The 12,624-nt window shown below is 55.4% G+C and carries 11 protein-coding genes and 1 tRNA gene; 8 read left to right on the top strand and 4 right to left on the bottom strand.

Annotated features, from left to right (window positions below; all coding sequences use genetic code 11):
• Window positions 1-6: 6 nt before the first annotated feature.
• Entirely contained in the window at window positions 7-1,356 is a 1,350-nt protein-coding gene (locus OQV00_RS07120) for a VasL domain-containing protein (protein WP_266280084.1), read from the top strand.
• 22 nt (window positions 1,357-1,378) lie between these two features.
• Here OQV00_RS07120 and OQV00_RS07125 read toward each other — a convergent pair.
• Window positions 1,379-1,453 (bottom strand) — tRNA-Arg (locus OQV00_RS07125).
• 74 nt (window positions 1,454-1,527) lie between these two features.
• Window positions 1,528-2,433 (bottom strand): formate/nitrite transporter family protein, encoded by a 906-nt coding sequence (locus tag OQV00_RS07130; protein ID WP_004865281.1) that lies wholly within the window; start codon window positions 2,431-2,433, stop codon window positions 1,528-1,530.
• 268 nt (window positions 2,434-2,701) lie between these two features.
• Between OQV00_RS07130 and mlaA the strand changes: the two genes are divergently transcribed.
• Window positions 2,702-3,463: a phospholipid-binding lipoprotein MlaA gene (gene mlaA / locus OQV00_RS07135; RefSeq protein WP_015583753.1), complete on the top strand. Its 762-nt coding sequence runs from the start codon at window positions 2,702-2,704 to the stop codon at window positions 3,461-3,463.
• Between the two features lie 68 nt (window positions 3,464-3,531).
• On the opposite strand, the gene fadL is transcribed toward mlaA, so the two are convergent.
• Window positions 3,532-4,872: a long-chain fatty acid transporter FadL gene (gene fadL / locus OQV00_RS07140; protein WP_193757884.1), complete on the bottom strand. Its 1,341-nt coding sequence runs from the start codon at window positions 4,870-4,872 to the stop codon at window positions 3,532-3,534.
• 371 nt (window positions 4,873-5,243) lie between these two features.
• Between fadL and OQV00_RS07145 the strand changes: the two genes are divergently transcribed.
• From OQV00_RS07145 to sixA, 4 genes are all read left to right on the top strand, one after another.
• Complete coding sequence (locus OQV00_RS07145) at window positions 5,244-5,528, top strand: YfcZ/YiiS family protein (RefSeq protein ID WP_004865274.1); 285 nt, start codon at window positions 5,244-5,246, stop codon at window positions 5,526-5,528.
• 158 nt (window positions 5,529-5,686) lie between these two features.
• Window positions 5,687-6,997 (top strand): acetyl-CoA C-acyltransferase FadI, encoded by a 1,311-nt coding sequence (gene fadI / locus OQV00_RS07150; RefSeq protein ID WP_032718007.1) that lies wholly within the window; start codon window positions 5,687-5,689, stop codon window positions 6,995-6,997.
• Window positions 6,997-9,141, top strand: a complete 2,145-nt coding sequence (fadJ, locus tag OQV00_RS07155; protein WP_266280088.1) for a fatty acid oxidation complex subunit alpha FadJ — start codon at window positions 6,997-6,999, stop codon at window positions 9,139-9,141. Before fadI ends, fadJ begins: the two co-directional genes overlap by 1 nt.
• 209 nt (window positions 9,142-9,350) lie before the next feature.
• A complete protein-coding gene (sixA, locus tag OQV00_RS07160; protein ID WP_015583757.1) occupies window positions 9,351-9,836 on the top strand; it encodes a phosphohistidine phosphatase SixA in 486 nt (161 codons plus the stop codon).
• Between the two features lie 20 nt (window positions 9,837-9,856).
• Here sixA and smrB read toward each other — a convergent pair whose 3' ends face one another.
• A complete protein-coding gene (gene smrB / locus OQV00_RS07165; RefSeq protein WP_015583758.1) occupies window positions 9,857-10,408 on the bottom strand; it encodes an endonuclease SmrB in 552 nt (183 codons plus the stop codon).
• Between the two features lie 166 nt (window positions 10,409-10,574).
• Here smrB and prmB point away from each other — a divergent pair, with 166 nt between their 5' ends.
• On the top strand, window positions 10,575-11,507 hold the full coding sequence (gene prmB, locus OQV00_RS07170) for a 50S ribosomal protein L3 N(5)-glutamine methyltransferase (protein ID WP_015583759.1): 933 nt from the start codon (window positions 10,575-10,577) through the stop codon (window positions 11,505-11,507).
• A 30-nt stretch (window positions 11,508-11,537) separates the two neighbouring features.
• Window positions 11,538-12,623 carry a chorismate synthase gene (gene aroC / locus OQV00_RS07175; protein WP_004865259.1) on the top strand — a complete coding sequence of 362 codons (1,086 nt, stop codon included), beginning with the start codon at window positions 11,538-11,540 and terminating at the stop codon, window positions 12,621-12,623.
• Window position 12,624 lies beyond the last annotated feature (1 nt).

Below are 12,624 nucleotides of genomic sequence, written 5' to 3' on the forward strand. Positions count from 1 at the left end.
ACCACTATGCACGATGTACAACCCCGCCCGGTGAAAACCGGCAGTGACCCACGTCAGCTTCCCGACTTTATTGCGCTGCGCGAAGAGATGGCCAGGCTGACGCATCCGGCGCGCCCGGATGTGAACTGGCCGCAGGTGGAGACGCTGTGTCTCTCTCTGTTTGAACTGAACGGCGTCGAGTTGCAGACCGGCGCGTGGTACACGCTTGCCCGCAGCCATCTGGCGCGTATAAACGGCCTGAATGAAGGGCTGACGATCCTGAATGCGCTACTGATCCACCAGTGGGCACAGCTTTGGCCGCAGTCGGTACATGCGCGTGTGGAGATCCTTAACGGTCTTTTTCAGCGCCTACAGAAGCTGTTCCGCACTTTTACGCTCGGGCACGGAGATCTACCGGCGCTGATGCAGACCGAAGGACTGCTGCAGGGCATGAATGACATTCTGACTCGCCAGGAGCTGAAGCATGCCTGTCAGACGGGACCACTGATGCAGCAGATAAATAGCGTACTGACCCGTCTGGAAAACAGTTCAACACCGGACAGCACGCAGCCTGCGGTTACGCTTCCGCCACAGGCGCTGGCCGCAGTGCCTGCAGAAGCAGAAGCCCTGCCCGTCAGTCGCCTCGTGTACGTCAATCGCCCTGAACCTGAGGTGAGCGTACAGGTGGTGCGCGAAACACCGCCACCGCCGAAGCGCTGGCCGGTGTTTCTGGCGGGGGCTGGTTCCGCTCTGGTGGTCTGCGCGATTGCATTAGCAGGCTGGCACTATGCGCATCGGGTAGATGAGTCCGCAGGGGCGCTCGTTGCTTCCATTGCTTCGCTGCCTCAGGCGCTGAACAGCAAGCAAATTCAGGCGATACAGCAAGATAAACTGAGGCCAGACCTGGCAGCCTGGCTGAAAAGTGCGTCTTCGCAGCTCGACAGGCTGGCTGTGCTGCCGCCTGACTGGGCGTATCACTATGGTAACGGGCTGCTGGCACAAGCAAAGGCGCTGTGGCCTCAGAAGCCAGAAGTGGCTGAGCTGCAGCTGAAATGGCAGCAGCGGCAGGCCGAAAGCAAGCTTCCGCCAGACTCCCTCACCGGATGGCATAACGGTATGCAGCAGCTGCAGGCGCTGACTGACAAACTTAACGGCCTCGACGGGCAAAAGGGGAAATACATTACCGTCAGCGAACTGAAATCGGTGGTGTATGAAATGACCAGGAGCTTCAGCCAGACGGTTCCTCTGGAGGAACAGCTGCGCCTGATGCAAAGCCAGCAAGGAGACGCCGCGCTGGCGACGCAGCAGCAAATCCAGCGCCACCTGAATGGAGTGATTCAGGTATATGGTGAACAGGGCAGTAAAGAGGGGTTTTAGTGAACGTCTGGCAACACCAGAATGGTGTCCCCTGCAGGAATCGAACCTGCAACTAGCCCTTAGGAGGGGCTCGTTATATCCATTTAACTAAGGGGACGAAGCGGCGGGAGTATAGCGTTTTTTTCCTTGTTCGTTAAGCATCTATGGGTTGACTGCTTAAACTCTCGCCACTTAAGGGTGTTTTTTCGCCTTGAGCCGCTCCTTTTTGTCGTTGCTCATGTCGTTACGGATCTGCGCGTGGCTGAGCAGCGCAAAAATAAAAGTGCCGCCGCAAATGTTGCCAGCCAGCGTCGGCAGTGCGAAAGGCCAGATGAAGTCTTGCCAGGGCAGCGAGCCGTTGAAGACCAGGTAGAAAATCTCAACGCTGCCGACAACGATATGGGTGGTATCGGCGAGCGCAATCAGCCAGGTCATCATAATGATCACCACGATTTTGGCCGCGCCGGCGGCGGGAAACATCCATACCATGGTCGCCACCAGCCAGCCGGAAATAATCGCATTGGCAAACATTTCAGACGGCGTATTTTCCATGACCTTTAAACTGATCTCCTGGAACGCGCCGCGGGTGGCATCGTCAAAAATCGGCATCATATTAAAGGCCCAGGCCGCAATTGCCGTACCGACCAGGTTACCTATAAGCACCACGCCCCATAGACGTAGCAGGAGGCCAATATTCCCGGGCGTCGGCTTATGCATGATAGGTAATACCGCGGTGACGGTATTCTCGGTAAACAGCTGCTGGCGAGCCATGATGACAATAACAAACCCGAAGGTATAGCCCAGATTCTCCAGTAAATAACCACCGGGAAGTTCGCTCAGGTGAACATGGAAAATCCCTTTCGCCACCATCGAGGCCCCCATCGACAGGCCGGCGGCTACCGCTGACCACAGAAGAGCAAGGGCATCGCGCTCCAGCTCTTTTTCTCCCTCCTGACGGATCTCTTCATGGGTGGCCATCGCACGTGAGGGCAGGCGCTTCTCGTTGACCTCAATCGGTTCGCCATCCTGTTTTTCATCGCTTTCAACCTCCACCTCTTCGCTATGAGGACGTTCGTGAGGTTTGGGATCTGTCGTCATGGCATTTCCTCCTGCATTTTTTCGTTCTCATAAGCGTAGAGATGTTTCACCCGACCGGCCCGGGATAACCTCCTAAATTTTTCCTAATGGCAAGAATAGCAATACGGATATTGCAAAATATGTATAGAATCAGGGCGCAACAATTATGCCAAAGAAGGCTATGCTGAAAGCAGGCACCAGATTGCAATTTGCTTCGGGCGATATCGTAATGGAGGCAGCAGTCCCCGGATAACCCACAGCAATAGCCAAAATTAACAGGGAGACACCTATGAATTTTCGCCTGTCGGCGCTTGCGCTTGGCGCCACATTGCTGGTGGGATGTGCCAGTTCCAGCTCTGGCGATCTGCCGCAGGGGCGTTCAGACCCGCTTGAAGGGTTTAACCGTACGATGTTCGACTTCAACTTTAACGTGGTGGATCCGTACGTGCTGCGTCCGGTTGCCGTCGCCTGGCGTGATTATGTCCCGCAGCCGGCGCGCAACGGGCTGAGTAACTTCACCAGCAACCTTGAAGAACCGGCGGTGATGGCGAACTACTTCCTGCAGGGCGATCCCTATAAAGGTATGGTGCACTTTACCCGCTTCTTCCTTAACACCCTTCTCGGGATGGGCGGTCTGATTGATGTCGCTGGGATGGCCAACCCGAAACTGCAGCGTGTTGAACCGCACCGCTTTGGTAGTACCCTGGGTCATTATGGCGTGGGTTACGGTCCTTATGTACAACTGCCGTTCTATGGCAGCTTTACGCTGCGTGATGAAGGCGGTGACATGGCTGATGGTCTGTATCCGGTGCTTTCCTGGCTGACCTGGCCGATGTCCATCGGTAAGTGGGCGGTTGAAGGGGTTGAGACTCGCGCTCAGCTGCTGGACTCCGATGGCCTGCTGCGCCAGTCTTCCGACCCGTATATCATGGTTCGCGAAGCCTACTTCCAGCGTCATGACTTTATTGCCAACGGCGGTAAACTGACGCCGGTCGAGAACCCTAACGCTCAGGCGATTCAGGGCGATCTGAAAGATATCGACTCGCAGTAAACGCGATTAAATATGACAATAAAAAAGGGTGAACTTGCGTTCACCCTTTTTTTATACTGCCAGACCGATCAGAAGCGGTAGTTGAAGTTCGCGCCGTACAGCCAGGCTTTGCCTTCAGAACGGAAGGTGTAAGGACCTTCTTTAATTTCTACGTGCTGACCATGCATGTAGGATACGCCCACGTCAACAGAGGCATCTTTATTGAAGGCGTAGGTGGTACCCGCGCTCAGCCACAGACGGTCCTGATCCGGAATGGAGATGGATCGGTTGGAGGCCGGTACCGGGCTATCATCGAAGGCGATACCGGTACGGAAGGTCCAGTTATCGTCGTAGTAATAGGTGGTACCGAGAGCGATGCGGTAGGCATCTTTAAAGCTCTCATCTTTATAGAACAGCGTTTGGCCATCGGAACCAGTAGCTTTCAGCTCCTGGAACTGGCTCCAGCTGGTATAAGCAAGGCTATAGTGCACGGCCCATTTTGGCGCGACGCGGTTGTAACCTGACAATTCCCACATTTCTGGCAGGTTCAGCGTCAAAGAGCCCGGGATTGTCGAACCGCCGGTTGGGTAAGGGAAGCCCGGGACAGCCGTATTCATATTGCTACGATAATCACCGTCGAAATCGATTTTAACTTCAGACCGGTAGGTTAGGCCGTAGCGGTTGTTTTTGTCCACTTCATACAGAATACCCGCGTTCCAGCCAAATCCCCACTTATCACCTTTCAAGCGAGCAATCTGTTGATCCGCTGGAATCGCTGCTAGCTGCTGCGCTTTGGCAATCGCTGCTGGCCGCGCAGCAGCTGGTAAATTAGGCACCTGCTGCATAATCTGGCCCGCAGCGAGCATACCGGCATCGCCAGCATAACGTTCAATTTTCGCCTTGGCGTAGACCGCATCAAAGCCAAGACCAAAACTCCAGTGGTCGTTAAGGCGATAAGCACCGCTCAGGTTCAGGTTGACAGTTGTCAAATCTGTTTGGCCGCCCATGGTCCCGGCAGCATAATCGTCGGCGTACTCGGTAGCCAGACCGTAGTTAGAAGTAATTGAAGCCCCCCAACCAAACCGATCGTTAATCGGGGCAACGTAATGTAAATTCGGCACCCAAGCGGTTGGGGCAATATTGTCAGCATTCAGACTTTTGCCAGATGGCGACTTGCCAGAAATATTCACATCGGGATCAATAAATATCGCACCGGCGGACATCGTTGGGCGATCGAACATCATAATCAATGCCGGGTTACGGCTGGCATTGCCCGCATCGTCAGCAATTGCGCCCTCACCGGAATAGGCGCGGCCCAGACCTGATGAAGAGAATTCGTTTAACTGGAAGCCTGCTGACCAGGCCTGTGTTGAAACAAGTGCTACAGCCACTGCGAGGGCAGATTGGGTAAAGCGGGTTTTCTGGCTCATGCCCATAACCTCATTGAGTTATTTTTATTTAAACTATGTTACATGCCGTAACAGAAGCGCGAAGTGTAGGGTCTGCTTTACGACAGAGAAATCAGACCAGTGCGCTGAGTATAGGTCTGACCAGATGAGATGTTGCAAGTTTGTTTATGAGATTTTTCAGTTGTGATACGAAAAAAGCGATCCAGTTAGCAAAATTGGCCTCGTTCGTATTATCTAAACAGGGCATTTTTTGTTTTGGATCATTTTTAAGTGTGATTTCGGTCACTTAGGACTTTTGTCGCCATTAACGACTGGAGGCCGGGAGGCGCCGCGCGTAAAATAACCTCATTAATTGTCTGGCACCTTGAGTGCATATACAGAGGAAATCTACGATGAGTAAATGTAGTGCTGATGAAACCCCGGTTTGCTGCTGTATGGATGTTGGCACCATTATGGACAACACCGATTGCACCGCCTCTTACAGCCGGGTTTTTGCCAATCGCGCCGAAGCGGAACAAACTCTCGCCGCGTTGACTGAGAGAGCACGTGGCGTGGAATCTGAACCGTGCAAAATTACCCCGACCTTTACCGACGTTGAAGGCGGTGTGCAGCTGGATATCGATTTTGTCTTCTGCTGTGAAGCCGAAACGCTGATTTTCCAGCTCGCTCTGCGTTAATTTCTCCTCAACGCCCCTCTCGTCAGGGGCGTTATCTCCTCCCTTCTATGTGTTTTGGCTCCCACTTTTTCTCTTCGCCGATTGGCTTAATGTAAAAAATTAGTTAAAACTGTTATCAGGTCAGACCACTTGGTTTTATCGGTTAACAGGGGAAAGTCATGAGTCAGGCATTACCGCTTGTCACCCGTCAAGGCGATCGCATTGCCATTGTCAGCGGTTTACGTACGCCGTTTGCCCGTCAGGCCACGGTATTTCACGGTGTTCCCGCCGTTGATTTGGGAAAAATGGTTATCAGCGAAATGCTGGCTCGTAGCGATATTCCCCCGGAAATGATTGAGCAGCTGGTATTTGGCCAGGTGGTGCAGATGCCAGAAGCGCCAAATATTGCGCGCGAAATTGTGCTTGGCGCCGGCATGAGCGTACACACCGATGCCTACAGCGTAAGTCGCGCCTGCGCCACCAGTTTTCAGGCCGTCGCCAACGTCGCGGAGAGCCTGATGGCGGGAACGATCCGCGCAGGTATTGCCGGCGGGGCAGACTCTTCATCCGTTCTGCCGATCGGCGTCAGTAAAAAGCTGGCCCGTACGCTGGTGGATGCCAATAAAGCGCGCACTCTCGGACAGCGCCTGAAGCTCTTCTCCCGTTTACGCCTTCGCGATCTTTTACCGGTCCCGCCTGCGGTTGCCGAGTATTCGACCGGGCTGCGGATGGGGGATACCGCTGAGCAAATGGCAAAAACATGGGGTATTACCCGTGAACAGCAGGACGCGCTGGCACACCGCTCGCACCAGCTGGCGGCGAAAGCCTGGGAAGAGGGGAAGCTGGCTTCTGAAGTGATGACCGCGTATGCGCCGCCGTTTCGTGAACCGCTGGAAAACGACAACAATATTCGTAAAAATTCAACCCTGGCTGATTACCAAAAGTTACGTCCGGCTTTTGACCGCAAGCATGGCACGGTCACTGCGGCAAACAGTACGCCGCTAACCGACGGTGCCGCGGCGGTGATCATGATGACCGAGTCTCAGGCCAAAGCGCTGGGCTTAACCCCGCTTGGCTACCTGCGCAGCTACGCCTTTACCGCCATCGATGTCCGCCAGGATATGCTGTTAGGGCCGGCGTGGTCAACGCCGCTGGCGCTCGAAAGGGCGGGGCTGACCCTGGCTGACTTAACGCTTATCGACATGCATGAGGCCTTTGCCGCGCAGACGCTGGCGAATCTTCAGTGCCTGGCCAGCGACCGCTTTGCTCGCGACGTGCTCGGGCGCTCGCAGGCGACCGGGGAAGTCGACGAAAGTAAATTCAATGTCCTCGGTGGTTCAATTGCCTACGGGCATCCTTTTGCAGCCACCGGCGCGAGGATGATTACCCAGACGCTGCATGAACTGCGGCGCAGGGGGGGCGGATTTGGCCTGGTGACCGCCTGTGCGGCGGGTGGTCTCGGCGCGGCGATGATTCTGGAGGCGGAATAATGGACATGGCATCGGCATTTACCCTCGATATTCGTCCGGACAACGTTGCCGTCATCACGATCGATTCGCCCGGTGAAAAGATGAATACCCTGAAGGCCGAATTTGGCCAGCAGGTGCGGGCGATCGTTCGCCAGATTCGTGATAATAAAACCCTCCGCGGCGTGGTGCTGATTTCCGCAAAACCGGACAATTTTATCGCCGGCGCGGATATCAATATGATTGCCCGCTGCGCCACTGCTCAGGAAGCGGAAGCGCTCGCCCGCCAGGGGCAACAAATTATGGCGGAGATCCATGGCCTGGCGATTCCGGTCATTGCCGCTATCCACGGCGCCTGCCTGGGCGGCGGCCTTGAGCTGGCGTTGGCCTGCCATGGACGGGTATGCAGCGATGACGAGAAAACGCGTCTGGGTCTGCCTGAGGTCCAGCTGGGGCTGCTGCCGGGATCCGGCGGTACTCAGAGATTACCCCGACTGATCGGTGTCAGCGGCGCCCTGGAGATGATTTTGACCGGCAAGCAGCTTCGCGCGCGCCAGGCGTTAAAAGCGGGCCTGGCGGATGAGGTGGTTCCGCAATCAATTCTGCTGCAGACGGCGGTGGAACTGGCGCTGAAAGGGCGGCCGGCGAGCCGCAGTATGCCGATCCGTGAGCGGGTGCTGGCCGGACCGCTGGGCCGTAATCTGCTGTTTCGGCTGGTGGGGAAAAAGACCCGACAGAAAACCCAGGGCAACTATCCTGCCGCCGAGCGCATTCTGCAGGTGATTGAAAATGGATTAGCTCACGGCTGTAGCAGCGGCTATGCCGAGGAAGCACGTGCCTTTGGTGAGCTGGCGATGACCTCGCAATCTCAGGCGTTGCGATCGATATTCTTTGCCAGCACGGATTTGAAAAAAGATCGTGGTGCCGATGCGCAGGCCGGGCCACTGAATCGCATCGGCATTCTTGGTGGCGGTCTGATGGGCGGCGGAATTGCGTATGTTACCGCCTGCAAAGGCGGGCTTCCGGTGCGTATCAAAGATATTCAGGCTCGGGGGATTAACCATGCGCTGAAATACAGCTGGGATCTGCTGGACAAGCAGGTGCGCCGCCGCTATCTGCGCGCCAGTGAACGGGATCGTCAGCTGGCGTTGATTTCCGGCACCACGGATTATCAGGGATTTGCCCATCGCGATGTGGTGATCGAGGCCGTCTTCGAGGATTTAGCTCTTAAACAGCGGATGGTGGCCGAGATCGAAGCACACTGTAGCCCGCAGACGATCTTTGCCTCCAATACCTCTTCGCTCCCTATCGGCGACATTGCGGCGCAGGCCAGTCGACCGGGGCAGGTGATTGGCCTGCACTTCTTCAGCCCGGTCGAGAAAATGCCGCTGGTTGAAGTGATCCCCCATCAGCATACCGATCCGCAGACGATTGCGACGGTAGTCAAGCTGGCCAAAATGCAGGGGAAAACGCCGATCGTCGTGGCGGATAAAGCGGGTTTCTACGTCAACCGTATTCTGGCGCCTTACATCAACGAAGCGATGCGCTTACTCGTGGAAGGTGAGCCCCTTGATCATATCGATAAATCATTGGTGAAATTCGGTTTTCCTGTTGGGCCGATTCAACTGCTGGATGAAGTCGGAATTGATACCGGGACCAAAATTCTGCCGGTACTGGAAGCCGCGTGGGGAGAGCGTTTTAGCCCGCCTGCAAACATCATTGATGCGATCTTGAATGACGATCGCAAAGGTAGAAAAAATAGCCGCGGTTTCTATCTTTATGAGACAAAAGGGCGTACAAGCAAAAAACGACCCGATGCTGCGGTCTATTCGCTGCTGGGCGTTTCTGCCCCGCAGGCGCGCTTATCCGGCCAGCAGATAGCTGAGCGTTGCGTCATGATGATGCTTAACGAAGCCGCACGCTGCTTCGATGAGCAGGTCATCCGCGGCGCCCGCGATGGCGACATTGGCGCGGTGTTCGGTATTGGCTTCCCGCCGTTTCTTGGCGGCCCGTTCCGTTATATGGATCAACTCGGGGCGGGTGAAGTTGTTGCCATCTTGCAACGTCTGGCCGCTCAGTACGGCCCACGGTTTACCCCATGCGAGAATTTATTGCGTATGGCCGGGCAGGGGGCAACCTTTTGGCCCACTGCTGAACGGACGACCTAAGTTCTGGTCAAAGAAGATAAATCCGGCGATGAATGACGTGGTCTGTTGGCTGTTTTGTAAACAATCATTGACTATACTTACGCCATTGAGGTAAAAAACAGCGTTTCATTCGTTGGATGAATCAGGCACAATGCCCGGCCACCGGGTCGACTGCGTGCTATCCACGCAGGTAAGACTGCGGTGCTTCTGGTTAACAAAAGCGGTGCAATATGCAAGTTTTTATCATGCGTCACGGCGACGCTGCCCTCGATGCAGCCAGTGACTCGGTTCGTCCCTTAACCGTTTGTGGTTGTGATGAGTCCCGTCAGATGGCAACCTGGCTGAAAGGTCAAAAAGTGGATATTGAACGGGTTCTTGTCAGTCCTTACCTGCGTGCTGAACAGACGCTGGATGTGGTAAGAGAGTGCATGGACCTGCCTGAAAATGTCGACGTGATGCCGGAGCTCACGCCGTGTGGCGATGTTGGCATGGTCAGTGCCTGGCTTCAGACGCTGAACAATGAAGGTGTTTCAACGGTGCTGGTTGTTTCGCACCTGCCGCTGGTTGGGTACCTCGTCTCAGAGCTGTGCCCGGGAGAAACTCCCCCGATGTTCACCACTTCGGCTATTGCCTGTGTCACCCTTGATGCAGATGGCAAGGGCGAGTTCAACTGGCAGATGAGCCCCTGCAACCTGAAGATGGCGAAGGCTATCTGACTCCCCCCGGAGCGTCCGTATTACGGAAGCTCCGGCGGCTGCCACTCTTCAACTTCAATCAGCACCAGCAGTGCGGCGTCTCCGCCGTACTCTTTTGGCGCCTGATGAAAAGCCATGATGTGCGGATGTTGCGCAAGCCAGAGCGGCGTTTGCTGCTTGAGGATGTGTTTCCCGTGCCCGTGCATCACGCAGGCGCAAAAGACATGTTCGCGACGGCAGGCGGCGATCAGCGCCCCCAGCTCCTGCTTCGCCTGCTGCTGGGTCAACCCGTGCAGATCGAGAAACAGCTCCGGCGAATAATCCCCGCGGCGCAGTTTTTTCAGTTCAAAGTGGCTCACGTCCGGGCGAACATATTTGACCGCTCCTTCGGTATTCAGCAGCGGCTGAAACTCATCGGAAAAATAGTGGCTGTTATCGGCCTGCTCCTGAAGTAAGCGCTTTGGCGGTACTTCGGTGATTTTCTTGCGCAGCGGGCGGTGCACGATGGTGTCCTGCTTAATCTGACGCGTGCCGGTCATTAACTGGCGGAACAACGCCTGATCCTCGTCGCTTAGCGATGTTTTCTTTTTCATTGCCCACTCTCATCATTTCTTTTCGCTAGTTTACCCGACTCGGCCTCTGTTCAGGCAAGCAAAACGTATTTTTCCCCGTCCGCCTGACGTAAGAATGCTGATTTATCGCCGTCTTCGTGGCAAACTAGCCGCCGAATTTACAGTAGAGCGTGTCCTGGAGGATGGCGTGGATAAAATTTTTGTTGATGAAGCGGTCAATGAGCTGCATACCATTCAGGACATGCTGCGTTGGGCGGTCAGTCGTTTCAGCGCGGCGAATATCTGGTACGGACATGGCACGGACAACCCGTGGGATGAGGCGCTACAGCTGGTATTGCCCTCGCTCTACCTGCCGCTGGATATTCCGGAGGATATGCACTCCGCGCGTCTGACTTCCAGCGAAAAACACCGCATTGTTGAGCGCGTGATTCGCCGGATCAACGAACGTATTCCGGTTGCCTATTTGACCAATAAAGCCTGGTTCTGCGGCCATGAATTTTTCGTGGACGAACGTGTGCTGGTGCCGCGTTCCCCGATCGGCGAGCTTATCAATAATCACTTCGCCGGCCTGATTGACCATCAACCGCAGCACATTCTGGATATGTGCACCGGCAGCGGCTGCATTGCGATCGCCTGCGCTTACTCTTTCCCGGAAGCGGAAGTGGATGCGGTGGATATCTCCGTTGATGCGCTGGCCGTTGCCGAGCAGAACGTTGAAGCGCACGGCCTGATCCATCAGGTGACGCCGATTCGTTCCGACCTGTTCCGCGACCTGCCGAAAGTGCAGTACGACCTGATCGTCACCAACCCGCCGTACGTTGATGAAGAGGATATGTCCGATCTGCCGGGCGAATATCGTCATGAGCCGGTACTGGGTCTGGCTTCCGGCAGCGATGGTCTGAAGCTGACGCGTCGCATCCTCGGTAATGCGCCGGATTATCTCAGCGACGACGGTATTCTGATTTGTGAAGTCGGTAACAGCATGGTACATCTGATTGAGCAGTATCCGGACGTGCCGTTTACCTGGCTTGAGTTTGAAAATGGCGGGGATGGCGTCTTCATGCTGACCAAACCGCAGCTGATCGCCGCCCGCGCGCATTTCGGCATTTATAAAGACTAAAAAACAACACGCAAACATGACGGAGCCGTGATGGCAGGAAACACAATTGGACAACTCTTTCGCGTCACAACCTTCGGCGAATCGCACGGTCTGGCGCTGGGCTGCATTGTTGACGGAGTGCCGCCGGGCATTCCGCTGACTGAAGCCGATCTGCAGCACGATCTGGATCGTCGTCGTCCGGGGACCTCACGCTACACCACGCAGCGTCGTGAACCGGATCAGGTGAAGATCCTCTCCGGCGTATTCGAAGGCGTGACGACCGGGACCAGCATTGGTCTGCTGATTGAGAATACCGATCAGCGTTCTCAGGACTATGGCGCGATTAAAGACGTTTTCCGTCCAGGGCATGCTGACTATACCTACGAGCAGAAATACGGCCTGCGCGATTATCGCGGCGGCGGACGTTCCTCAGCGCGTGAAACCGCGATGCGGGTGGCGGCCGGGGCGATTGCCAAGAAATACCTCGCGGAAAAATTCGGCATTGTGATTCGCGGCTGTTTGACCCAGATGGGCGATATTCCTCTGGCGATCAAAGACTGGGAACAGGTTGAACAAAACCCGTTCTTCTGCCCGGACCCGGATAAAATTGAAGCGCTTGATGAACTGATGCGCGGTCTGAAGAAAGAGGGCGACTCCATCGGAGCAAAAGTGACCGTGGTCGCTGATGGCGTGCCACCGGGACTCGGTGAGCCGGTATTCGACCGTCTGGATGCCGACATTGCCCATGCGCTGATGAGCATCAATGCGGTGAAGGGCGTGGAAATTGGCGATGGTTTTGAGGTGGTGAAACTGCGCGGTAGCCAAAATCGCGATGAAATCACTAAAAATGGTTTCCAGAGCAACCATGCGGGCGGCATTCTTGGCGGTATCAGCAGCGGTCAGCAGATCGTCGCGAATATCGCGCTGAAGCCGACCTCCAGCATCACCGTACCGGGTCATACGATTAACCGTCACGGTGAAGAAGTCGAGATGATCACCAAAGGGCGCCACGATCCTTGCGTGGGCATCCGTGCGGTGCCGATCGCGGAAGCAATGCTGGCGATCGTGCTAATGGATCACTTTATGCGTCAACGCGCGCAAAATGGCGACGTGACGACATCAATTCCACGCTGGTAAT

The sequence above is a fragment of the Klebsiella sp. DY2415 genome, from assembly GCF_026314315.1.
Classification (GTDB): Bacteria; Pseudomonadota; Gammaproteobacteria; order Enterobacterales; family Enterobacteriaceae; genus Klebsiella; species Klebsiella ornithinolytica.